A 24,273-nucleotide genomic window follows, 5' to 3' on the forward strand; every position below is an offset into this window, starting at 1 on the left:
AACTTATTTTAGTGAAACTTTAATTATAAAAGGTTAAAATCCCCTAAAAAAGGAGCAAACACGATGAGTATCTTCAGCAAAATCGTTAGCGGAGAAATCCCTTGCAATAAAGTCTTGGAAAACAACGACTTCCTCGCGTTTCACGACATCAATCCCAAAGCACCGATTCATATTTTGATTATTCCGAAAAAAGAGTATACGTGTTTTCAAGAAGTCGACCCCGAAATCATGGGCGAAATGACGAAATTTATTCAAAGCGTCGCCAAACTTTTAGGGCTAGACGAAAGAGGATACCGTTTGATCACCAACAACGGACAAGACGGAGGACAGGAAATTTTTCATCTGCATTTCCACCTTTTAGGCGGCGCAAAATTGCCGTGGAACCACTTAAGCGATAGCGAACCTCACAAATCGCTTTAAAAACCCTTCAAACCATACTGCTTAAAAGAGGAGAGTTTCCCCTCTTTTAAGCTTTGCGCGCATTGATCCACGCTTCAAAAATTTCAATTTGGCGTTGCGTCGACGCAACGGAAGTACCGCCTTGAGACGTTCGCGCATTCATCGAATGTTCGAGCGAAAGATACGCACAAACGTCCTCGCCGATGCGCGCATCCACGCTTTGAAGCTCGCGTACGCTCAAAACGCTTAAGTCTTTGCCCAAACTCTCGGCATGTGCCACCGCGCGTCCCGTGATAAAATGCGCTTCGCGGAACGGAATATTGCATTTTTGTACCAAGTAGTCCGCCAAATCGGTCGCGCTCAAATGCCCGACCTCACACGCTTTTCGCATACGATCCGTATTAATCGTCATCGTACGCAGGGCTTCTCTTAAGATATTGAGCGAAATCAATGCCGTCTCCACGCTATCGAAAACGCCTTCTTTATCCTCTTGCATGTCTTTGTTGTAGGCTAAAGGTAAACCTTTAAGTACCGTTAAAAGCGCAATCAAATTACCGTTGACGCGACCCGTTTTACCGCGTAAGAGTTCCGGAACGTCGGGATTTTTCTTTTGCGGCATAATCGAACTGCCCGTAGAATAGGCATCGCTTAACGTGATAAATTTAAACTCGTAACTCGACCACAAAATGAGCTCTTCGGCAAAACGCGAAACGTGCATCATCAGCGTCGCAACGTTAAATAAAATTTCCAACGCAAAATCGCGGTCGCTGACCGTATCGAGGCAATTCACGCTGACGCTGTCGAACCCCAAAAGTTTGGCGACGTATTCGCGATCGATGGGGTGCGGTGTTCCCGCAAGTGCGGCACAACCGAGCGGTAAGACGTTGTTGCGCGTATACGAGCTTTCCAAACGTTCGATATCGCGTTTGAACATCGATACATAAGCAAGTAAATGAAACGCAAGATTAATCGGCTGTGCGTGTTGCAAGTGCGTCATGCCCGGAAGCAACGTCGTCGTATGTTCTTTAGCGATTTGCATCAGCACGTCGATCACGCTCTCTAAAACGTGAACGATCATCAGTGTTTGTTTTTGAACGTATTGACGAAAATCGACCGCCACTTGGTCGTTTCGGCTACGTGCGGTATGCAACCGCTTTCCAGCTTCGCCGATCAGATCGATAAGGCGCGTTTCGACTGACATGTGAATGTCTTCGTGCGCGATGTTAAATTCGAATTTACCCTCGTCGATTTCTTGTTTAATTTGCATTAAACCCTTTGCGATTTGATCGGCTTCTTCCCCGCTTAAAATACCCTGTTTGGCTAACATCGTCGCATGCGCGATCGAACCTCGAATATCTTCTTCGTACAATTTTTTATCGAACGGTAACGAAGCGTTAAATTCATCTAAAAGTTGCGTACCGCTTTGGGCAAATCTGCCCGACCAGAGTTTTGACATAAAAACGTCTCCTTGAAAAAAACGCAAGGAGCTTGTGAAAGCTCCTTGACATGTAGTTGTGTGATGCGACGTGACGAAGGTCTGTTAGAGTTTTGGACCCGCACTTGAAAAATCGGAATCGGCGGTAATATATTTTTTAAAATTTTCGATGAACATTTGTGCCAATTCATCGCGCGTAGCGTCGTACAAGCTTTTATTTTCCCACGTGCTGCGAGGATTTAAAACTTCGGTCGGAACGCCTTCAAGCACTTTTGGCACTTGAACGTTAAAGACGGGAATCGTTTCAAATTCGCACTCGTTGATGCTACCGTCTAAGATCGCGTTGATGCATGCGCGCGTCGCTTTGATGCTCATACGCTTACCTACGCCGTAGCTTCCGCCGCTCCAACCGGTATTGACCAAGTAAACGTCGACGTTGTATTTTGCGATTTTTTCACCTAAAAGTTTCGCATAAACCGTCGGATGTAGCGGTAAAAACGCCTCGCCGAAACATGCGCTAAACGTTGCTACCGGCTCGGTTATACCGCGTTCGGTTCCGGCGACTTTTGCCGTATATCCGCTCAGAAAATAGTACATCGCTTGTTCTTTGGTAAGTTTTGATACCGGAGGTAAAACGCCGAAGGCATCGGCACTTAAGAAAATAATTTTTTTAGGATGACCCGCTTTTAAAGAGGCTTCATGGTTTTCGATATGATAGATGGGATAGGAAACACGCGTATTTTCGGTTTTGGAGGCGTCGGCGTAATCGACGACGCCCGCATCGTTGATCACGACGTTTTCCAAAAGAGCGTCTTGCTTGATCGCGCCGTAAATTTCAGGCTCGCTGTTCGGATCGAGATTGATGCATTTGGCATAGCATCCGCCTTCGAAATTGAAAACACCCTCATCGTCCCAGCCGTGTTCGTCGTCGCCGATAAGTTTGCGTTTCGGATCGGTCGAAAGCGTGGTCTTACCCGTACCCGAAAGTCCGAAGAAAAGTGCCGTATCGCCTTTTTCGCCGACGTTTGCCGAGCAGTGCATAGAGAGTTTTCCCTCAAGCGGCAACCAGTAATTCATCATCGAAAAAATACCTTTTTTAATCTCGCCGCCGTACCACGTTCCGCCGATAATCGCGATGTTTTTTTCAACGTTGAAAACAACGAATACGTCCGAATGGAGTCCGTGTTTTTTATAATCCTCGTTGACGACTTTACATGCGTTGTAAAGCGTAAAATCGGGTTTAAACGTTGAGAGCTCTTCTTCGCTCGGGCGAATAAACATATTTTTAACAAAATGTGCCTGCCATGCGATCTCGGTGACCACGCGAATGCTTTTACGACTCGCCAAGCTACCGCCGCAATACGCGTCTTGAATATAGATGTCTTTACCGGAAAGTTGTTGTTTTACTTTGTCGAAGAGTTCGTTAAAAATCGCTTCGCTCACTTTATGGTTCATTTTGCCCCAAGAGATATACCGGTTGGAAGGCTCTTGGTCGACAAAGTATTGATCTTTAGGGCTACGTCCCGTAAAAATGCCCGTATCGACGCTAAACGTCCCGTTACATGTTAAGCGTCCTTCGTGGTTTCGCTTTTCATGCGCTAAGAGCTCTTCATACCCGAGGTTATAATAAATCTTACCGATATTATTTAACCCTAACTTCTCAACTTCGTTAATCTTTGACATCGTCTCTTTATCCTCAAACAATTGAATTAAACTAAATGAATACGTTCGAACCGTACCGTTTTAAAGTACGACCAGCAGTTGACCGTTGACCACCGTATCGCCTTGTTTTACCTTGACCGCACTGACAACGCCCTCTTGCGGCGATGTAACCTCAATTTCCATTTTCATCGCTTCGATGACGATAACGGCTTGCCCTTTTGCAACCGTGTCGCCCTCTTTAACCAATACTTTAAAGATCGAACCGGGCAGTCCCGCTTTTATAGCAGCACCGTTTACCCCTGCATCGTTACATGTTGCCGACCCCTCACCGCCTTCTTGAATGTCGATATCGTAAATTTCGCCGTTTACCAAAAGCGTACCGCTGCTAAGATCGGATTTGACTTGGTATTTTTGCCCGTTGACGGTTACGGTAAATTCATTCGTAGCCGCAGGAACAACCTCTTCTTTTTTCGGAGATACTTTGCGGACGTTGACTTTGGCTTCGCCTTTAAGATACGCGATGCCTTTTTCTTTACATGCCGCCGCGATTAACACGTTTTCATCAGTAATTTCAAGATTTTCTTTCGTCAATATTTCTCTAACGTGCGCTAAGGATTTTGTCTCGTCGCAATCGGCGATTTCCAATGCTTTGCGTGTCGTCGGAGCCAATTTGAGCTGTTCGCTTGCCAAAGAAACGACTTCTTGATCGGGAGTCGCAGGCGTTTTTCCGAAGTAACCTAAAACCATTTTGCCGTAACCGTCAGCAATCTTTTTCCACGGTCCAAACATCACGTTGTTGAAAGCTTGTTGAAAATAAAATTGAGAAACCGGCGTAACACTCGTACCGTAACCGCCTTTTTCAACCACTTCGCGCATCGCTTTAATCACTTCGGGAAATTTATGGAGAATGTTGTTGTCGCGAAGCATCTGCGTATTCGCAGTCAAAGCACCGCCCGGCATCGGAGAAAACGGAATCAGCGGAGAGACTTGCGTCGCTTCGGGAGGCATAAAATAGTCTTTAAGGCACGCTTGTAAGACCTCTTCGTATTTCAAGATTTTTTCGAGTTCCAAGCCGCCAAGATCGTACTCTTTACCTTTCAGTGCATGCAACATCGTTAAAATATCGGGTTGGCTCGTACCGCCGCTCACCGGAGATGCCGCAAGGTCGATACCGTCGACACCCGCTTCCAAGGCGGCCAAATAACACGCAACGCTTACGCCTGCGGTTTCGTGGGTATGAAGCCTTAAATGCATTCCCTCGGGAACGAGTTTGCGCGCCATTTTGATCGTTTCGTACACTTTTTGCGGGCTTGAAGTACCGCTCGCGTCTTTAAAACAAATACTATGGTAGGGGATTCCCGATTCTAAAATTTCGCGTAGGGTTTTCTCGTAAAATGCTACGTCGTGTGCACCGACGCATCCGGGAGGCAAGTCCATCATCGTGACGACGATTTCGTGTTTTAAACCGTGATGAACGATACGTTCGCCGCTGTATTTAAGGTTTTCGACGTCGTTAAGCGCGTCAAAGTTACGAATCGTCGTCGTCCCGTGTTTTTTAAACATTTTCGCATGTAAATCCAAAAGTTCGCTGCTACCGGTATCAAGCATAACGGTATTGACGCCGCGTGCCAAGGTTTGAAGATTGGCATCGGGGCCTACGATTTCACGGAATTTATCCATCATTTGGAAGGCATCTTCGTTCAAATAAAAATAGAGGCTTTGAAAACGTGCTCCTCCGCCAAACTCAAAATGGCTGATACCTGCTTCACGCGCCGCCGCAACTGCCGGAAAAAAATCTTCCATCAGTACGCGCCCGCCGAAAACCGATTGAAAACCATCTCTAAACGTCGTATCCATCACATCGATGTACTTTTTAGCCATTGACCTTACCCTTTTTTAGTGTGTTTCTTGTGTCTAAAACGAAGCGGCACCGCCGCAATCAACGATACGTTATCGTTTTGTGATCATCCTTGGCTAAGATTTCTGCCGGACTCTTTTCGAGGAAAAACCCTCTTCATACGTTTGGCATGCCTATTCACTGACGAATGTACAAACACCAAAACTGTGAAAATCATGATGCTCCTTAGCATCAGACTTTACCTCGTAACCTCGACCTTTTTGTTTAATTTTAACTAAAAAATATAGCGCAAATTTTTGTATTTTATCATTTCTTTTATTAAATCAAACTCAGAAGCGAAGAAGAAAAAAGGGGGAAAAGAAGGGGAAACGTCGCTTTTTTCAAGAGACGTTTCCATAGCAAAAACGTGTTGCACCCAATTAGGCGATACAACGCTCAATCAGGTAAAAGACCGATCGATAATCCAAGCCGCTGTGTTCGCTTAGACCGATTTCGCAAGGTTTGCCGGTCGAAAAAGCAAGCGTGGTATCGCTCGGAATCGCGGCTTTTAAATGGCGTAATGCCGAGCGGTTCAGTTCGGGATAGGTAAATCCGCGATCGCCCGCAAAACCGCAACATGTCACTTCGCTCGGAATCGTTACTTTTTTACTGCACAAGCGCGCAATCTTTTCAAACTTCTCCGCCAATCCCATTTTACGTGTGCTACAAATCGTGTGAATGACGATAGGATCGTCAATTTGGCGAATCGTAAGGCGGCTTAACAGAAAATCGTGGATAAATTCGATCGGATCGTACACTTTAAGTCCGGTCGTAAAATATTCCATCATCGTTTTCGTACACGAACTCATATCGCATAAAATCGGATACGTTCCGTTCAAACTCGCTTGCGTCAAAGCCGCTTCCAACTCGCTTGATTTTTGTTTGCCTTCGCTTTTATAGCCTTTACTCGAAAAAGGCATACCGCAACATAATCCGTCGATAGCTTCGGGGAAGAGCACTTCGTAACCCGCTTTTTCAAGAATACCGATGATGACCGCATCCAGCGATCGCTCGCCGCTTTTTTCTTTCGGATTTGCCATCGTACGGTTGATGCACGAAGAGAAGTACACCACTTTATCTTTAGCGCCGCTTCGTTTTACGCTCGGTTTAAAAGAAGCACCCGAAGGTAAGCTAGCACTCCAAAGCGGAAGCGTATTGCCGCTTAGCGTACGTAACCCTTGGCTCATGCCGCGCATCACGCTATCGGGGATAATCGCGTTCACGCCTTTGACGACGCTCAAAGCGATACGTCCCGTTTGTAATACGCCCGAGTAATGATCGGCGATAAAACCGGCGACGCCGTGCCCGAGCGTACCGATTTGATGCGCGCGAAGCTTCTTAGTCAAGGCTCCCGTATCGATGCCTACGGGACAGGAGAGCGAACAAAGCGAACAGGTGGCACAGGTTTCGATACCGTCGTATTGGTACTGTTTTTGAAACGCTTCCAACGCTTCGGTCTCATGGTTAAGTGCCAACGTCTGCATACGTCGATTGGCAACGATGCGCTGCCTTGGCGTCAACGTCAAGAAATTCGACGGGCAAACCGGCTCGCAAAAACCGCACTCGATGCATTTATCGATCAAAGGATCGGTAATCGGCATCGCTTTAAAATTTTTAAGATGCGCTTTCGGATCGGCGTTGATAATAACGCCCGGATTGATCAAGCCTTTCGGATCGAAAATCGTTTTAATCTCTTTCATCAAAACATACGCGTCTTCGCCCCATTCCAGCTCGACAAACGGAGCCATATTGCGTCCCGTTCCGTGTTCGGCTTTTAAACTACCTTGGTATTTGGTCGCGACTTGCTCGGCGACTTCTTGCATAAACGACTCGTAACGCGTGATCTCTTTTGGATCGTCAAAGGCTTGATTGAAAACAAAGTGCAAGTTACCGTCTAGGGCGTGACCGAAGATAATCGCTTCCGTGTAACCGTATTTCTCGAAAAGTGCTTGCAACTCCAACGTACCGTCCGCCAACGAAGTGATCGGATATGCCACGTCTTCGATGATACAGGTCGTTCCGCTTTCGCGCGCCGCGCCTACCGCGGTAAAAAGTCCTTTGCGAATCTTCCAGTATTTGGTATATTCCGCGACGTCTTTGGTAAAATGAAGCGGCATTTCGGGCGTAATCGACGCCAATTTTTCAAGAATTGCGGCAATGTTTTCATTTAAAACGGTATCGTCCGGAGCGCGCGTCTCGACCAAAACCGCCGTTGCGGTGGGGCTGAGCGTCTTTAAAAAAGAAGGCATCCCCTCTTTGTCTTCCACGCTTCGAAGGGCGGCTCTATCCATGATTTCCGCGGCATCGACTTGTGCGTTTGCCGTACGCGTACGGCATTGGGTTCGCAGTATCGTAATTGCATCGCAAGCGTCTTTGACGTTTTTAAAAATCATCAATGCGCTGGCTTTATCTTTGTATTCGGGAACCGTTTTATAGGTAATTTCTTTAATAAAACCGAGCGTTCCCTCGCTTCCGATCATCAAGTGTGCCAAAATGTCGATCGGGTCTTCAAAGTCGATTAAAGCGTTGAGGCCGTAACCGCATGTGTTTTTGATTTTAAATTTACGCTCTATTTTGTCGTGAAGAGCTTGATTTTCACGTACGCGCTTTGCCAGAGCCTCGATACGTGCGATCATCTCGCCGTGCGTTTGACGAAAAGCGTTTTGACTTGCCGCGTCGGCGGTATCGAGTTCGCTTCCGTCGTGGAAAATAATTTTCATCGATTGAAGCGTTTTATAAGAGTTATCGGTCGTACCGCAACACATACCGCTGGCATTATTGGCGGCGATTCCGCCGATCATCGCCGAAGTGATACTCGCCGGATCGGGTCCTATTTTTTTGCCGTGAGGCAGTAAATAGGCATTCGCATCCGCACCCACGACGGAAGGTTGAAGCGTAATCAAACTGACGTCATGATTGACGCTTATCTTTTTCCAATCGCGAGAGGTTACCAACAAGATTGAATCGGTAATCGCCTGCCCCGAAAGGCTCGTTCCTGCGGCTCGAAAAACGACCGGAAGCGAAAACGTGTCGCTGAGTTTTAAAATCCGACTGACTTCATCGGCATTATCGACCCACACGACGATTTTCGGAATCAATCGATAAAACGACGCGTCCGTTCCGTAAGCAATCGTATGCAAAGGATCGGTAAAGATACGGGACTTTGGGATAAAAGAGACGATTTCTTGATAAAAATCGTGATACTTTCCGCTTAATGTCATCGGCCATCCTTCATGGTTAGAATTTTAATCGAGTGTAACACGTCGGTATAAAATCGGTATGACATTTTGAGAGAATAGCGGTAAAAAAAACGAAAGCGGAAAAAAGGTTACATGTGATTGACATGTAACCTTTAGAGTCCTTATTTAAGCATGATGTCGATGCCGTAAAGTTCAGGCCAAAGCGTGAAAAGAATCATGACGCAAATTTGCAATACGATAAACGGTACGACGCCTTTGTAGATATCCATCGTCGTCACGCACGAAGGTGCTACGCCGCGCAAAAAGAAAAGACTGAAACCAAAAGGCGGCGTTAAAAACGACGTCTGTAAATTTAAAGCGATCAATAAGGCGTACCAAACGGGATTAAGCCCGATAGCAGCGGCAATCGGTGCTAAAATCGGAACGATAATATAGGATATTTCGACAAAATCGATAAAAAAGCCTAATGCCATAATCGCGAGCATCGAAACCACGATAAAGCCCCATTTGTCGCCCGGTAAACTTCGCATCGCCGCTTCGACGATCTCGTCGCCTCCGGTATACGAAAAAACCATCGAAAAAGCCGTCGCTCCGATCAAAATGGCAAAAACCATCGCCGTAGCGCGTACCGTTTCCAAAGAGGCTTCTTGAACCATTTTAAACGAAAACGATCGGTACATCCATGCTAAAACCATCGCACCGATACATCCTACCGCCGACGATTCGGTGGGTGTCGCGATTCCTTCAAAAATGGAACCTAACACCAAAACGATTAAAATTAAGGGCGGTAAAATCGCCTTAAACGCACTCAAAATTTGACGACGTTTGCTCTCTTTAATCTCGTGTCGCGGAATCGCCGGAGCTGCGTCTTGGTTAAAAAAAGCGATCACCGCGATATACGCGACGTAAACGCCTACCAACGTCAACCCAGGTCCCAACGCCCCTTCAAAAAGATCGCCGACGGGTTGTTGAAAAACGTCTCCCAAAATAATCAATACCACCGAAGGCGGAATAATCTGCCCTAGCGTTCCCGAAGCGCAAATCGTGCCGCATGCCAACGATTTTGAATAGTTGTATTTGAGCATGACCGGTAACGAAATGACGCCCATCGCCACAACGCTCGCTCCGACGACGCCGGTCGAAGCGGCCAAAAGCGCACCGACCAAAACGGTACTAATCGCTACGCCGCCTCGAACTTCGCCGAATAAAAAGCCCATAGCTTCCAACAAACGTTCGGCTAAACGCGATTTTTGCAGGATAATACCCATTAAAATAAACATCGGAACGGAGATCAAAATCGCATTTTCCATAATCGACCAAATACGATGCGGCATAAACGCGAACAGATGCGCGCCGATTTGCAGCCCTTCCATGAGACTTCCACCGTCTCCCAACGACTCGACGATACCAGCAATCAAACCGAATACGACCGAAATCGCTCCGAACGTAAACGCTACGGGGAAGCCTAAAAGAAGCATCGACATACCGACGAAAAACATAATAATCCCGATCATAACGTCTCCTTCGGCTGTGCATTTGCGTGGCGAAGTCCCTTATAAACCGCGATATTTTTAACGATAAACCCGATTTCCATCAGCAATAAAACGGCAAAAGAAAACGGAATAAACGCTTTTAAAATCCACCGCTGCGTTAAACCTCCCGGAGCACTGCTCACTTCATGCGAAACGTACGCTTCGCTCACGAAACCGAGCGAGCTAAACATCACTAAAAGAGCGATCGGCGTTATAAACAAAACGGCACCGATAATATTGACCGCGGCTTGACGACGTTCGCTCCATTTGGCATAGAGCACGTCGACGCGTACATGTGAGTCTTCCATCAGCGCGTAAGACATACCGAGCAGGAAAATGACCGAAAAAAGATGCCACTCCAACTCCTGTAGCGCGATCGAACCGCTTTTAAACGCATAGCGCATGCACACGTCGTAGAAAATATTGAGCATCATCACGATCATTAAAAAAGCGCACACATACCCGATCATGCGGCTCAACGCATCAAACCATTTCTCAATTTTTAAAAGCATCACCCTACCATCCTCTTTTCTTCTGTGGATTTTTTAATAGAGTTCTTACAGAACTCTTGACACGTCTTTAAAGCAAAGCTCTAAAGACTACGTTAACATTGCGTTTTCTTCGGTGCAAAGCCCACGCACCTTGGTTGCTTTGACTCAAAGCAATTCTATAACGGCTATTGATTGTCGCGAATATACGCGTACTCGCCGATCAAGGTCCACGCTCTTGCTTTTTGCATGTAAGCACGTTGCGACTCGACGATTTTTTTGAACTCCTGATTTTTGGAAGACTCTTCGGCAATCAATTCGGCATTGGCTTGACGCATCGCATCCATCACGGGTTTGGGAAACGTCTTAATTTTAATATTCGGATACTCCGTTTTCATTCGATCCCATGCTGCGGCGTTCATATCGGCATTTTGGATTAACATGTCATACGCCGCCAAGCGCATCGCCGCTTTTAAAATCGCCTTATTTTTCGGAGAAAGCGCATCGAATTTGGCTTTGTTGACGATAAATTGTAATTCCGTTGCGGGTTCATGCCAGCCGGTATAATAATACGGAGCGATTTGATGAAATCCCATACTCATATCCATCGAAGGTCCCACCCATTCCAATGCATCAATCGTTCCGCGCTCCAAGGAAGTGTACAGTTCGCTCGGGGCAATGTTGGTCACCGCACAGCCCAATTTGGCGAAAATCTCTCCCGCAAAGCCGGGAATACGCATCTTAAGCCCTTTCAAATCTTCCAAACTGCGAATCTCTTTCCGAAACCAACCGCCCATCTGCATGCCCGTATTGCCGCCCGGAAAAGAGTAAACACCGTGTTTAGCGTAGGCTTTTTGCATCCATTCCATTCCTTCACCTCGGTAAAACCATGCGTATTGCTCGAGGGCATTCATACCAAAAGGCATTGTCGTAAAAAGCAACAACACCGGATCACGCCCTTTCCAATAATACGACGCGGAATGCGCCATATCGTACTGGCCGAGCTTCACCGCATCTAAGACGCCAAACGCCGCTTTATGTTTGGATACGTCGTCGATTTTAATCTTGAACTCTCCGCCGCTCATCTGCTCGACCATCGTTACCATATTTTCAACGGTATCGGTAAAAGGAGGAAACACCTTGCTCCACGACGTTGCCAACTTCCACGTCACCGTATCGCTAGACGCATGCGCGCCCAATGCGAAAAGAAGGGAAAAAAGACTACATGTAAGAATCGATCGTATCGTTTGCGTGAACATTATTTACCTTTTCAAGTCTAATAGCGTAAAATATACCCGACGTCTACCACGGTTTCGATGCATTCAAACGGGAGTTTTTTACGTACGCGGCGCATTAAAGAGCGAATCGAATCTAAACTCGTAAAATTGCCCTCCCATACCATCGCTTGAATTTTATCGAACGTTACGACTTTGCCTTTTTCGCTAATCAACAAATTAAGCAGCAATTTTTCTTTACGCGATAAATGCTCTTCGTGTTCGCCGATGCGAAGTAAACTCGACTTAAAATCAAAACAGCACGCTTCGCCTAAATTAACGATGTCGTGGCGAATATTGCAAAATTTTTCGATTTTAATTTCTAACTCGTCGATAAAAAACGGCTTTTTCAAAAAATCATTGCATCCGAAATTGTACGCATCTTTAATCACTTCCAGTTCGATGCTGGAGCTGATGATAATGACCGGCGTTTCACGGTAAAAGTCGCGAATTTTTTTCAAAAGCTCAATGCCGTCGAGGTTGGGAACGTTAATATCCAAAATAAAGCACATGTAACCGCTGTCTAAGGCCTCGTAAGCTTTTTTACCGTCCATAAACGCATCGACGCGATAGCCCTTGGCTTCTAAACGTTTGACGATCGTCGCGTTTAAGCGCGCATTGTCTTCCAACAATAAAATTTTCACGTTTCCTCCTTTATGCAACGCTATTGGGAACGCTTAGCGTAAATTCGACGCCTTGAGTGCCGAGATTGTGAACACGAATACTGCCGCCCATTTTATCTTCGATAATCATCTTTGCCATATACAACCCAAGTCCCGTACCGTTTTTGCTCGTCGTAAAATAAGGATCGAAAATAAAGCCGATAATTTTTTCGGGAATCGACCCACCGTCATCGCTCACGATCAGTTTCGTCGAAGAAGCGTCTTGATCCAACGCGATTTGAATACGTTCCCCTTTTCGCGTTTTCAACAGTTTGTTTTTTGCATTGTTGATAATGTTTAAAAGCACTTGTTTAAATTCGTTTTCGTACCCGTAGACGGGATAACTTTTGGTATCTTTACGATACTCGACTTTAAGTTCGATATGTGCGTAAAAAATTTGGCGCCCGATAATCTCCAAAACTTCCAAAAGTGCCTTTTTGGCACAAAAAAGCGTTTTTTTTGTCGAAGGTTTTAAAAAGTTGCGAAAATCTTTCAATGTCTGCGACATGTACTGAATTTGAACGATCGAATCATGCACGAACGCTTTCATTTTAGGCTGATCCATTTCGCCTTGATTGAAACAAAACTCCATATCCTGCATGATTGCCGAAAGCTCAACCAAAGGTTCGTTCCACTGATGCGCCACGCCTGCGATCATTTCTCCCATCTCAGTTAATTTGGATTGCTGAATCAAAAACTGCTGGTGTTGCGTGCGCTCGGTAATATCGTCCATCACGCATACGATACCGCCGACGCTTCCGTCGATATTGGAATAAACCGCCTTATTTAATACAAAAACTCTAGGCCGTTTTTTAGGAAAATGCAGCGTCAACTCAAACGTCTCGGCACCTTTATTCGCTAAAAGATCGAGGTCGTTTTTACGGCGCTCGGTTGCCCAATCGTGTGGGAAAAAATCGAAAACGGTTTTTCCTAAAATTTCCTCTTTACTTTGATCGTATAAAGTGGCAAACGATTGGTTGGTACCGATATACTCGCCTTTGACGTTGGTATAATAAATAGGATTGGGGATCGTATCTAAAAGGACACGGATAAATTCGAGCTGATTTTTAAGGGCAAGTTCGCTTTGGCGACGCATACGAACGTTTTGCGTTAAAAAAAGCACGACCATGCTAATCGCGCTTAAGAGTGCTGCAAAGAGCCAAATATAGTGTTTATACTCCTCGTAAAACGAAAACGGTTTATTGATCATCTCATAATATTTGATTTCCGGAGCGATTTTTAAACGATGTTCCAACAACTCTTTATAGTCAAAAATATAGCGGTTCGGACTGGTTTCGATAATGGGAATTTGATTGGGGTTTTTCCCTGCCAAAATTTGCTTAACGATCTTTGATGCGGCTTGGGCTTGGGCGGTAGCACTGGTCAAAAAGCCGCCGACGATCCCGTCGTCCAAATAAAAATCCCATAAGCCGTAAATCGGAATGTTCGTAATTTTTCGAATCTGTTGCAGGTTTTCTTTGTAGGTAAAAAACTTTCCCGTTTTATCTTTATAAAGCAAAACCCATAAAATAGCACTGTTGGGAGAGAGTTCACGCGTCTTTTGCTCGATCTCTTCCATATCCATACTATCGATATATTCTATCGTCGTTTTACCTTCATACCGAGGTAAAATAGCATCGATTTGATGCTTGATCGCCTCTCCGGTCGTCGTGCGCTCGTTAATAATTAAAATTTTATCCAAACGCGGTTGATTGGCTAAAATCAAATCGATATTTTTTTCGATATCGACGTTTTCAACAACGCCGCTGACCAAATCGATATTATGAATCAAAGAAGGTTCAAAATTGTTAATCCCTAAAAAAACGACCGGAATAGCTTCAAAAAGTTCGTGATAATGTTCTCTGACAAAATCCAACGCCGCATTATCCGCAACGATCACGACATCAAATTTATAGTGTTTAAACCGTTCTTTATAATAAGCGTAGAACGTTTGAAGGTACGAAGACGTATCGTTTCGCTTCGTATCCATATAAACCGTCGAGAGAAAAATATTCTCTTTTTCCGAAAAATTTTGTTCGATAACGCTTGAAATCGCATCGCTCCACTTATACCCTTTATGGTACGACTGAATCAGTAAAATATCTTTAGGCGGAGAAGGATTAGCAAAAACAAACGTAGCGAATAAACAGAGAAAAAAAAGAATTTTTTTCATACGCACGAACGATCGTTACAGAATGAAAAAATTGTGAGGAGTCTTTAAAATGGCACTGTGCTCGGCAATAGCCTCTTCCGCCATATTGTAACGTTCATTAAAAATGGGGTGGTGAAATTGTACTTCATCATTCAAAATTTCAAAAACCATCGTCTCATAAACGACTTTTTGGGCATCTCCTTCGAAAAACGAATGCCTGACGTTCATACTGATCGTCGAAACCAAAAACTCTCTATTGTCGAGTTTCAAAATATTTTTTAACGCAACTTCTTGCATAGAATCATCCTTACATACATTAAATGTATCGTTTGCAAAAGAGTAACATAACTAAACATTGGATTTACTAAAAAGAGAAAGTTAGATCAAAAGAAGATGGTGCGGACGGGGGGATTTGAACCCCCACACACGTAGTGCGCTACCACCTCAAGGTAGTGTGTCTACCGTTCCACCACGTCCGCAAAGAGGAAACGAAGAGAGAAATTTCTCTTCGTTAAAAAGCACGGCTATTAACCGATAAAGTTTGTTTTTCCAAGAATAATAAAAGCGATAACAAGTGCGTAAATAACTTGTGCTTCGATCATTGCAAGTGCAATAAACATCGTCGTAGAAAGTTTGCTTCCAAGACCTGGATTTCTTGCAGTACCTGAAATTGCCGCTGCTGCAGTATTTCCCATACCGATAGCACCACCGAGTGCTGCCAAACCGACCAAGAAGCCGACACCCAAAACCGCATAAGATGCAACAACGTCGCTTAATGCTTTCGCATCATCCGCAGCAAATGCAAATGAAGCAAATGCTACCATTAAAAAAAGAATCTTTTTCATAAGATTTCTCCTGATTGTATTTCAAAGTCGGTTCGGATATACCCCTACTTTCCACTTTGTGAGCGAGATTATAGCCGCCTAATTGTTAAAAACCCATTAAAAGCTATCGGATAAGCTCTAATTCTATTTTATTTCCCGTCTGTTTCAAAATCTTAACGCGTACTTTTTGCTCAAGCGCAAGATAATCGCTGACTTTTTCGACGCGATGATCGGCTATTTTTGAGACATGTAACAATCCGTCAATGCCGCCGGGCAGTTCCACAAAAGCACCGAAATCCACGATGCGTTTTACCGTACCATCTACGATTTCGTCTTGGACAAACGTCGGAACCGGTTTTTCTTCTCTTGGAGCACCGTGACGATCGTTGCGATCTCGGCCGTGCCCGCCACCGCGTCCGCCGAAGGAAGGTTTATTGGTAATTTTAATAATATGCTCTTTTGCGGCATCCACGTTTGTTTTATTTTCTCCAGCAATTTTGACTTCGCCTTTTTCGCGATCTAAATCGATTGAAACCTCAAATTTTTCGATAATTTCTTTAATAGTCTTACCTGCTTGCCCGATAATATCGACAATTTTCGAAGGGTCAACGCTAAAAAGTTCTAATTTCGGCAAGATCGCGTTATTGACGACGATTTCACGACTGGCTGCTTCCATAAGCCCTAAAATATGAGCTCTTCCTTCTTTAGCTTGAAATAACGCTTCTTTCAGAACATCACGAGAAATACCACCTAATTTAATATCCATCTGAAGTGCCGTAATACCGTCTCTCGTACCCGCCACTTTGAAATCCATATCGCCGTCATGATCTTCCAATCCCATAATATCGCTTAAAACGGCATGTTTATCTCCCTCAAATACAAGTCCCATCGCAATACCGGCGACTAATTTTTCAATTTCAACGCCGGCAGCTTTCAACGCCAATGCACCACCGCAAACCGTCGCCATAGAAGAAGAACCGTTGGATTCTAGAATTTCGGAAACCAGACGAATCGTTTGTAAGCGATTCATGGAAACGACCGGTTCAAGTGCACGACGTGCCAAATTACCGTGTCCTAATTCCCTTCGTCCCGGTGCACGAAGCGGTGAAGCTTCGCCGACGGAAAAACCCGGAAAATTATAATTAACCATAAACGTATCGCTCACACTGTTTTTTTCTGTTAAAAGGTCGTACATTTGAGCGTCTTTATCGTTACCGAGCGTTGCAATAACCAAGGCTTGCGTTTGTCCACGCGTAAAAAGGCATGAACCGTGGGCTAAAGGTAAAAGGTTCGTTTCGATGCTAATCGGTCTAATTTCATTTAATTTTCTACCGTCTGCTCGTACGCGTTTTTCGACGATCATTTCACGTACAACTCGTTTTTTATAGGCACCTAAAACGCTTTCGACCAGTTCTTTACTCCAGTTCTCAAGTGCTGCCGTATCGTCTTTTAAGATTTTGTCAACGATTTTACCGAGTTCGCTGGCACGTTCACTTTTTGCCATTTGTAGAATCGCATGAGAGACTTCTTCTTTATAAAATTCATCAATATAGGCAAAAATAGAATCGCTTTCCAAATCCGCCTTATAATCCAAAAGCGCATCTTCTTTTTTAAGCGGCGTAAAAACGTTTTCATAGATCGTCGTCGCTTCGGTAATGGCACTTTGTGCTTTATCGATCGCCGCTAAAATGGCTTCTTCGTCAAACTCGTTCACGGATTGTTTGGCAATCACGCTTTGTGCAAGCGTAGGGTCTAACATCGGATCGATCGCCATAACCGGAAGCGTCGTCGTTTCCATAGACGCGATCGCACGCATTTCGATCATTAAAAGCTCTTCTTTCGTACCTGCAACGTAAAGATCCAAACGACTGTTTTTTAAAGCAGAATTTGAGGGGTTAACAACATACTGACCGTCGATGTAACCGATTCTAACGCCTGCAACCGCCTTGTTAACGGGAATATCCGAAAGATATAACGCAGCACTTGCGGCGTTAAGCGCGGCAACTTGTAAATCAACTTCAGGATCGCAACTCAGTACGAATATGACAATTTGCGTCGGATAGGCATAGCCTTTGGGGAAAAGCGGACGTAAACTTCGATCGATAATACGGGACGTTAACGTTTCAAAGTCACCGGGTTTGGTCTCTCTTTTAACGTAACCTCCGGGAATTTTACCGACAGCATATGTTTTTTCGACGTATTGAACGGTAAGAGGAACAAAATTTTCTGCAACTTGCGTATCGTCTCTTGCAACGGTTGCTAAAATAACCGTATTTTTAATGCGTAATAACGCCGCACCGGCTGCTTGTTTCGCAACTTTACCGATGTCGTACGTTTCTTCTTGATTGTTTACTTTAAATGTATATTCCACGCTTTTGCTCCTTAATAGTGTTCCTGTTAATTTTTTAATACTCTACTGTTTTTGTTCCGATTCCGTTTTAAAATCATAACTAAAACTACCCATCGGATATAAGTTAAACATCAACATCACGCCTCGCTTGTTAACCGAGTCGATACCGTTGGTACTCGTTGTCTGTTTTGGAGTATTGGAATCGCGATACACCAAAGAGTAATCCCAGCATTTTTTCACTTTTTTAAACCCTAAACTCCATGACTTAAACAAATCGTCTTCAACGTCGTAATTGATTGCGCTAAAGAGCGTAAAATGCTCCCAATAAGCCGTTTCGGCATACAGCGTCACGTAACTGTAATCTTTATCTTCCGTATTATGTTCATACGTACGATCAACATAAGTATGGCGCAAAGAGACTTGGTAAATCGGCTCTTGATAGGTCACAGAAATTTGATTGCGAGACAATTGATCGTAATGGTGTGAATAATGCACGGTATCCCCGACATACAAATGCCCGTTGATATAATACTTCACGTCGTTTTCTAAGTCACCGTAGTGGTACTCTTTGTCGTAATAGTAGGCTTGCTTGATCGAATGGCTTAATTTCTTTTCACCGTCCATATCGTAAAAAAATTGTTTAAACTGAAATGCCGTATTTTTTTCTTCCAAATCAAGAGGAATCATATCTTCACTGGTAACGGCATTCGTAAACGTTGCTTTATACTGCGTTCCTTCCGTTTTGCTATAACTCGGTACGGTGTGCTCCAATCCAATATACATCGTATGAAAAAACGTATCGTAGCTTTTGGAAAGATCCGTAAACAGATTAAAGCGATGATAGTTACTGTAATGTTGAAGATAGCTACCGTCCGTCTCCCCCGAATAGGTCACGTAAGTCATATAAATATTTTCCGACGCGCTTGCATGTACGTAATCGTCGAAAAAAGAGGTATAAAACGTGAGGGGTGTTCGTACTTCATTTTGGATAGCACCCACGGCGGAAGGGGTCTTAACACCACGTTCTTCACGTGTATAATTTTTTCCCTGATAATCTACCGAATAAAGCAAATTATCCCAAAAAATCGGAGAAGTAAACCGGTGATATTGGATAGTCGGAAGTTCTTGTAACGTATCTTTATTTGAATTTTTTGACGTATCAATATAATATTTTGTATAAAATCCAAAATAGTCTTGTTCTTGTTTAATATAATAGTTAAGACGCGATACGGCTAATTTATCATAGACGGTATCTTCGTTATCTTTCGTATTGTAGTAGTCGATATCGTTTAAATAATGAATATCTACCCACAAGCCGTCTTCTTGAATCTGCGAGTATTGCGTACTTAAAAGAGCACTGCGATCGTATTGGAGATGAAAGCCGTAATGGGCGTCGTTTTTAAGATTCTCTTCATTGACGTAATGACTTTGCTCTTTAAAATAACCCGTTGTTATTTCGCCTTTTGAGTATGCCGTATCAACGAAGCGGTACGTTGCATGAAGCCCTTCTCCGCGATTCGTTCGAATTTGAGGTCTTAATTCCAAATCCCAATCGACGGCGGGTGCAAAATAAATCGGTTGCATATAATACAACCCTTCCGAACTACTCATGCCAAAATCTGGACGTAAAAGACCTGTACGGCGAGTACGGTCAGTTGAAAAAGCAAAATAAGGCAAATAAAATACGGGTACGTCTCCAGCATAAAAGACGGGATTGTATAAGTGCATCCATTTGCTCTCTTTATTAAACTCTCCGGTCGTAAAGACAATTTTCCAATCGGGGTCTTGCGTATTGCAACTGGATACAATCGATTTTTGAGTGATATACGTTTCCGCATCTAAGACAGCATTTTCACATTTAAGCCATACACTTGAACTTTCGTCAAAGAAAAAAAGCGGATCTGAGGTTCCTTTTTTAGTTTTCAAGTTCAATTTCGAATGTCCGCTGCGTGAGGCGTAATTAACGCCTTCTAACATCGTAATATTGCCGAAAAGCTCTAAATCCCCCGTAACGTAATTATAATAGGCTTCATCGGCGGTAATTAAATATTGCGGGCTGTAAACGACGACATTACCGATCGCGTGTGCTACATCCCCGTCCTTCGTGACGGTTTTTGCCAACATCTCGACGTCTTGATCTTTGGGCTTATCCGCCGCCTGTAATAGAGCACAAGAAAGGGTTAGAAAAATAAAAAATTTAGCGAGCATCGACAACCAACGTCGTAGCGATTTTATCGTGCCAAGTTTCGCGTTTCGGATTTAAAAAAGCCCATACGAATCCTAAATAAAAAAGCGATTCGCTGACGATACGAAACGATGCGCGACTCAATGCCGTAAAAAACGTCGGATTTTCTAGATCCAACGTCGAAATGACGCGTATTTTCATAGCGATACGCCCCAAAGTCGCTCCGTACATCCATACGAAAAAAGTTTGATACAAAATTTTGATTAAAACGATATAACCGAAAAGTCCGTTAACGATTCCGATAAACTCTTCGGTCGTAACGGTTTCGGGAATCTGATCGAAGTAAATTAACGAAAACAATACGGAGATCAAAATCTCGTCGATAGCATAGGCCAAACCTCTTTTTTGCAAGGAGGCTAGCGTAATATTTTCACTTTCAAACTTTTCGATTAACTCTTCGTTAGTCATTGTCGTAATGCCTGATATGCGATATCGTTTCTAAATTGTTTACCCGCGAAATGCACTTGCCCACACAATAAATAGGCACGATCACGCGCTTCTTTGATACTTTCTCCGACGCCAACGCATAAAAGTACGCGTCCGCCGGTTGCATATAATTTTCCGTCTTCTTCGCTGACGCCCGCATACGAGATGTGCGTGTGTTCAAGTTCGGAGTGTGCGTTTTGATCGATGAGAATTTCCGAAGGCTTTGAACTGCTATAAGGATAGTTTTCGCTTGCCATAACGACGGCAACGGCAAAACGATCCAAAAATTCAATCGTCAGATTTTTAAGATTGCCCGTAGCGGCTTTGTAAAAAAGCTCACTCGCCGGCGTTTTTAAAAGCGGCATAAGGATTTCACACTCCGGATCGCCGAAGCGGACATTATATTCTAAAACGATCGGCTCATTCTTAACGATCATCAAACCGATAAATAAAACCCCTTCAAACGGAGTATTTTCCTGCTGCATACCGAGTAAGGTAGGTTTAACGACGCGCTCTTCAACTTTTTTGTAAAGCGTTGCATCGATTAAAGGCGTCGGAGCGTAAGCACCCATTCCCCCGGTATTAGGACCTTCATCGTTATCTAAAAGACGTTTATGATCTTGTGCCGCCGGTAAAATTTTATAATCTTTTCCATCGCATACGACAAAAACGGAGAGTTCGTAACCGTCTAGAAACTCTTCGACGACAACACCGCGTCCGGCATCACCGAAGCTTTTTCCGCTTAACATGTCGCTAACGGCCTCTTTTGCTTCGTCATAGCTTTTAGCGATGATAACGCCCTTCCCGGCGCATAAACCGTCAGCTTTAACGACAATCGGCAATGCGAGCGTATCGATAAAATCGTTGGCTTGCTTGACGTCGCTCGTTTCGATATACCGTGCCGTAGGGATCGCATAACGCGAAAGAAAATTTTTCATAAAAATTTTTGAACCTTCAAGGCGTGCGGCCGCCTTTGACGCACCGAAAATCACTAAACCGCGAGTCCTAAAACAATCGACGATCCCCTCGACCAAAGCCGTCTCCGGTCCGACGACGGTAAGGTCTACGCCGTTTTCTTTCGCATACGCGGCAAGTTCTTCGTAATTGCGATACGAGACGTTACGCCCCAGCCGCGAAGTTGCACCGTTACCCGGTGCAAAAAAAAGTTCCGTAACGTTAGGGTCTTTTTTCAGCGCTAAACCTATCGAATACTCTCTACCGCCGCTACCGACGACCATTACCTTCATTCATTTTCTCCACGACAGACATCAGACTTTTTTCACAATTTTTCCGATCAAAACGATTGTGAAAAAAGTCTGTTAAAACCCAAGTGAGCGTTCCGTGATTGAAGCGGCCCTAATAAGCCAACTTCTGGGAATTGACCTTTTCTTTAGGCTGCAATTTCTCGCTTTTTCAAGCTCGGACGATACCGCAGACACACCAAAAACGTACAGATTCCGCTTTTACTAATTGTTGGACCCTCATGAAAACGGTTGTCGCTTCACCCAGGCACTAAAACATTGTCTCATTATAAAAGAAGTTTGCTTCTAAATAGCTTTTGCTAAGTTTATGCACGAGGCAATCGAGGGCTTTTGTGCGATATAGACCCGAAACGACGGAGGAAACGCGGCAGCGGTCTTTGTGCCGATCGCAACGGCTTTATAACTTTCGTCCCATTCGAAATTTTTAAAAAAACAACGCACGGTGGAAGGCGACGTAAAAATCAGACGTGCATTTTTCGGCGGAGCACAATGCACTTCATACGAACGACAAAACATTTCGTAAACGATACGTTCGTCAACCCAGACCCCGCGTTCACGTAAAATGACATAAAGCGACGAAGAGACCTCTTTAGCGCGTGGAAATAAAACGGTTTTCCCCGCCAAGTCGGATGCAATTTTTTCGGCAAAGCGATCGCCGTAAGAATCTTCACATGTAAAGCAAAGCGTCCCGCCTAAACGCTCGATCCATGCCGCTGTTCCCTCGCCAATAGCGTAGGATGCTTTTTGCTTCCACGAAGGGTCAAGGCAATCGAGGGCTTTAACGGCATTTTTAGAAGTAAAAACCAGCGCATCGTAGGGCGCAAGATCGATCGGCGTCGTATCAAAACGAATTTCAAAAAGCGGTAGATGCTCTACCCCCTCATGCGCTTGATCGCTTAAGAGGTAGATCATCATTTTATTCCCACTCGATCGTGGCGGGCGGTTTAGAAGAAATATCGTACACGACGCGATTAATTCCGTTGACTTCATTAATAATACGTCGACTGATATTTTCCAAAATCGTATGCGGAATATGCGCAAACGTCGCCGTCATTCCATCGGTAGCATCCACGATTCGTACGCATACGGTATTATCATAAGTACGGTTATCGCCCATCACGCCGACGCTTTTGACATTTAAAAGAACCGTAAACGCTTGCCACGTTTTATCGTAATAACCTGTTGCGCGAAGCTCTTCTAGCATAATCACGTCGGCGGCACGTAAAAGCGTTAAATCTTCTTTCGTTACCGCCCCCATAATGCGAATCGCAAGACCGGGACCGGGGAAAGGATGACGCGAGAGCATCTCTTTAGGCAATCCTAATTCCGCACCTAAAGCACGCACTTCGTCCTTAAAAATTTCACGAAGCGGCTCAATGAGTTCAAAACGCATCCAATCGGGAAGTCCTCCGACGTTGTGATGTGATTTAATCGTTTTAGAAGGTCCCTTGACCGAAACGGATTCGATCACGTCCGTATAAAGCGTACCTTGGGCTAAAAACTCGATGCCGTCGTGTTTTTTCGCCTCTTCGTCAAAGACCTCGATAAACGTTTCTCCGATAATCTTACGTTTTTTCTCCGGATCACTAACCCCGGCGAGCCGACTCAAAAACTTTTCGCCGGCATCCACCGTAATCAACGGTACGCCCCTACTTTTAAACATCGTTTCGACTTGTTCGCGCTCTTTTGCGCGTAACAACCCGTTATCGACAAAAACGGAAACTAATTGATCGCCGATTGCTTCGGCCAAGAGCGTCGCCACAACCGAACTGTCTACTCCGCCGCTTACGCCGCAAAGCACTTTTTTATTGCCTACTTTTTCGCGAATTTTAGCGATTTGCTCTTTCGCAAACGAGCCCATATTCCACGTACTCTCGCATCCGCAAATATATTTGGCAAAATTTTTGAGCAGTTTCGTCCCTTGCTCGGAATGATAAACTTCCGGATGAAACTGAAAAGCGTACATGTTACGTTTTTCATCGGCAATCGCCGCATAAGGAGAGTTCGCGCTAAAGCCTATTTTTTCAAACCCTTCCGGTAAAGTTTCAACGCGATCACCGTGGCTCATCCAAACGATTTGTCCGCACGCCGTATCTTTAAAAATTTTATGATCGCTTTCAAAACGAAGCTCCGCTTTACCGTACTCTTGATGCGTTGCGGGGATTACGCTTCCTCCGAAATACTGCGTTAAAAGTTGCATACCGTAACAAATACCCAAAATCGGTAATCCTAAGGTATACACTTTTTCATCGGGGTGATAAGAGTCTTTCGCGTAAACCGAAGCGGGACCGCCGCTTAAAATAATACCCTTAGGGTTCCGTGCTTTAATATCTTCGATTTTCTCGTTATACGGAACGATTTCGCAATAAACACCGCTTTCACGAAGTTTGCGAGCAATCAGTTGCGTATACTGCGAACCGAAATCTAAGACTAATAGAGGGACTTCTTTCATCTGTTTCCTTTTT

18 protein-coding genes and 1 tRNA gene are annotated in these 24,273 nt (G+C 44.4%); 1 reads left to right on the top strand and 18 read right to left on the bottom strand.

What is annotated here, in order from left to right:
- Positions 1–63: 63 nt before the first annotated feature.
- A complete protein-coding gene (locus NL930_RS09855; RefSeq protein WP_039672363.1) occupies positions 64–420 on the top strand; it encodes a histidine triad nucleotide-binding protein in 357 nt (118 codons plus the stop codon).
- A gap of 46 nt (positions 421–466) precedes the next feature.
- On the opposite strand, the gene argH is transcribed toward NL930_RS09855, so the two are convergent.
- The 18 genes from argH to guaA all read right to left on the bottom strand — a co-directional run bounded on the left by argH (position 467) and on the right by guaA (position 24,260).
- The gene (argH, locus tag NL930_RS09860) at positions 467–1,855 is read right to left on the bottom strand and encodes an argininosuccinate lyase (protein WP_039672509.1); all 1,389 of its coding nucleotides are present in this window, start codon (positions 1,853–1,855) and stop codon (positions 467–469) included.
- Between the two features lie 84 nt (positions 1,856–1,939).
- Positions 1,940–3,517, bottom strand: a complete 1,578-nt coding sequence (pckA, locus tag NL930_RS09865) for a phosphoenolpyruvate carboxykinase (ATP) (protein ID WP_256497241.1) — start codon at positions 3,515–3,517, stop codon at positions 1,940–1,942.
- A 60-nt stretch (positions 3,518–3,577) separates the two neighbouring features.
- Complete coding sequence (locus NL930_RS09870; protein WP_254376573.1) at positions 3,578–5,377, bottom strand: biotin/lipoyl-containing protein; 1,800 nt, start codon at positions 5,375–5,377, stop codon at positions 3,578–3,580.
- Between the two features lie 396 nt (positions 5,378–5,773).
- Complete coding sequence (locus tag NL930_RS09875) at positions 5,774–8,614, bottom strand: FAD-binding and (Fe-S)-binding domain-containing protein (RefSeq protein ID WP_254376574.1); 2,841 nt, start codon at positions 8,612–8,614, stop codon at positions 5,774–5,776.
- A 140-nt stretch (positions 8,615–8,754) separates the two neighbouring features.
- Positions 8,755–10,107, bottom strand: a complete 1,353-nt coding sequence (locus tag NL930_RS09880) for a TRAP transporter large permease subunit (protein WP_254376575.1) — start codon at positions 10,105–10,107, stop codon at positions 8,755–8,757.
- A complete protein-coding gene (locus tag NL930_RS09885) occupies positions 10,104–10,637 on the bottom strand; it encodes a TRAP transporter small permease subunit (RefSeq protein WP_254376576.1) in 534 nt (177 codons plus the stop codon). The genes NL930_RS09880 and NL930_RS09885 overlap by 4 nt, the downstream gene beginning before the upstream one ends.
- A gap of 164 nt (positions 10,638–10,801) precedes the next feature.
- Complete coding sequence (locus tag NL930_RS09890; RefSeq protein WP_254376577.1) at positions 10,802–11,872, bottom strand: TRAP transporter substrate-binding protein; 1,071 nt, start codon at positions 11,870–11,872, stop codon at positions 10,802–10,804.
- 17 nt (positions 11,873–11,889) lie between these two features.
- A complete protein-coding gene (locus NL930_RS09895; protein WP_039672357.1) occupies positions 11,890–12,531 on the bottom strand; it encodes a response regulator transcription factor in 642 nt (213 codons plus the stop codon).
- 10 nt (positions 12,532–12,541) lie between these two features.
- Positions 12,542–14,722: an ABC transporter substrate binding protein gene (locus NL930_RS09900; RefSeq protein WP_039672505.1), complete on the bottom strand. Its 2,181-nt coding sequence runs from the start codon at positions 14,720–14,722 to the stop codon at positions 12,542–12,544.
- Between the two features lie 15 nt (positions 14,723–14,737).
- The gene (locus tag NL930_RS09905; RefSeq protein WP_039672356.1) at positions 14,738–14,998 is read right to left on the bottom strand and encodes a hypothetical protein; all 261 of its coding nucleotides are present in this window, start codon (positions 14,996–14,998) and stop codon (positions 14,738–14,740) included.
- A 97-nt stretch (positions 14,999–15,095) separates the two neighbouring features.
- A tRNA-Leu gene (locus NL930_RS09910) sits at positions 15,096–15,180 on the bottom strand.
- Between the two features lie 48 nt (positions 15,181–15,228).
- Complete coding sequence (locus NL930_RS09915) at positions 15,229–15,546, bottom strand: F0F1 ATP synthase subunit C (protein ID WP_039672355.1); 318 nt, start codon at positions 15,544–15,546, stop codon at positions 15,229–15,231.
- Positions 15,547–15,649: 103 nt separating this feature from the next.
- On the bottom strand, positions 15,650–17,896 hold the full coding sequence (locus tag NL930_RS09920; protein WP_039672354.1) for a polyribonucleotide nucleotidyltransferase: 2,247 nt from the start codon (positions 17,894–17,896) through the stop codon (positions 15,650–15,652).
- Between the two features lie 42 nt (positions 17,897–17,938).
- Entirely contained in the window at positions 17,939–20,083 is a 2,145-nt protein-coding gene (locus NL930_RS09925; RefSeq protein ID WP_254376578.1) for an LPS-assembly protein LptD, read from the bottom strand.
- Complete coding sequence (locus NL930_RS09930) at positions 20,073–20,528, bottom strand: RDD family protein (RefSeq protein WP_039672352.1); 456 nt, start codon at positions 20,526–20,528, stop codon at positions 20,073–20,075. Before NL930_RS09930 ends, NL930_RS09925 begins: the two co-directional genes overlap by 11 nt.
- Positions 20,525–21,793: a phosphoribosylamine--glycine ligase gene (gene purD, locus NL930_RS09935; protein WP_039672351.1), complete on the bottom strand. Its 1,269-nt coding sequence runs from the start codon at positions 21,791–21,793 to the stop codon at positions 20,525–20,527. Before purD ends, NL930_RS09930 begins: the two co-directional genes overlap by 4 nt.
- A gap of 300 nt (positions 21,794–22,093) precedes the next feature.
- Positions 22,094–22,723 (bottom strand): uroporphyrinogen-III synthase, encoded by a 630-nt coding sequence (locus tag NL930_RS09940; RefSeq protein WP_254376579.1) that lies wholly within the window; start codon positions 22,721–22,723, stop codon positions 22,094–22,096.
- A gap of 1 nt (position 22,724) precedes the next feature.
- The gene (gene guaA / locus NL930_RS09945; protein WP_254376580.1) at positions 22,725–24,260 is read right to left on the bottom strand and encodes a glutamine-hydrolyzing GMP synthase; all 1,536 of its coding nucleotides are present in this window, start codon (positions 24,258–24,260) and stop codon (positions 22,725–22,727) included.
- Positions 24,261–24,273: the final 13 nt, after the last annotated feature.

It is taken from the genome of Sulfurospirillum sp. hDNRA2 (assembly GCF_024206095.2).
Taxonomy (GTDB): Bacteria; Campylobacterota; Campylobacteria; order Campylobacterales; family Sulfurospirillaceae; genus Sulfurospirillum.

Bases quoted from the DNA above. Each gene is read 5' to 3' on its own strand.
- NL930_RS09855 (WP_039672363.1), top strand. From the start codon at position 64: ATGAGTATCTTCAGCAAAATCGTTAGCGGAGAAATCCCTTGCAATAAA.
- argH (WP_039672509.1), bottom strand. From the start codon at position 1,855: ATGTCAAAACTCTGGTCGGGCAGATTTGCCCAAAGCGGTACGCAACTT.
- pckA (WP_256497241.1), bottom strand. From the start codon at position 3,517: ATGTCAAAGATTAACGAAGTTGAGAAGTTAGGGTTAAATAATATCGGT.
- NL930_RS09870 (WP_254376573.1), bottom strand. From the start codon at position 5,377: ATGGCTAAAAAGTACATCGATGTGATGGATACGACGTTTAGAGATGGT.
- NL930_RS09875 (WP_254376574.1), bottom strand. From the start codon at position 8,614: ATGACATTAAGCGGAAAGTATCACGATTTTTATCAAGAAATCGTCTCT.
- NL930_RS09880 (WP_254376575.1), bottom strand. From the start codon at position 10,107: ATGATCGGGATTATTATGTTTTTCGTCGGTATGTCGATGCTTCTTTTA.
- NL930_RS09885 (WP_254376576.1), bottom strand. From the start codon at position 10,637: ATGCTTTTAAAAATTGAGAAATGGTTTGATGCGTTGAGCCGCATGATC.
- NL930_RS09890 (WP_254376577.1), bottom strand. From the start codon at position 11,872: ATGTTCACGCAAACGATACGATCGATTCTTACATGTAGTCTTTTTTCC.
- NL930_RS09900 (WP_039672505.1), bottom strand. From the start codon at position 14,722: ATGAAAAAAATTCTTTTTTTTCTCTGTTTATTCGCTACGTTTGTTTTT.
- NL930_RS09905 (WP_039672356.1), bottom strand. From the start codon at position 14,998: ATGCAAGAAGTTGCGTTAAAAAATATTTTGAAACTCGACAATAGAGAG.
- NL930_RS09915 (WP_039672355.1), bottom strand. From the start codon at position 15,546: ATGAAAAAGATTCTTTTTTTAATGGTAGCATTTGCTTCATTTGCATTT.
- NL930_RS09925 (WP_254376578.1), bottom strand. From the start codon at position 20,083: ATGCTCGCTAAATTTTTTATTTTTCTAACCCTTTCTTGTGCTCTATTA.
- NL930_RS09930 (WP_039672352.1), bottom strand. From the start codon at position 20,528: ATGACTAACGAAGAGTTAATCGAAAAGTTTGAAAGTGAAAATATTACG.
- purD (WP_039672351.1), bottom strand. From the start codon at position 21,793: ATGAAGGTAATGGTCGTCGGTAGCGGCGGTAGAGAGTATTCGATAGGT.
- NL930_RS09940 (WP_254376579.1), bottom strand. From the start codon at position 22,723: ATGATGATCTACCTCTTAAGCGATCAAGCGCATGAGGGGGTAGAGCAT.
- guaA (WP_254376580.1), bottom strand. From the start codon at position 24,260: ATGAAAGAAGTCCCTCTATTAGTCTTAGATTTCGGTTCGCAGTATACG.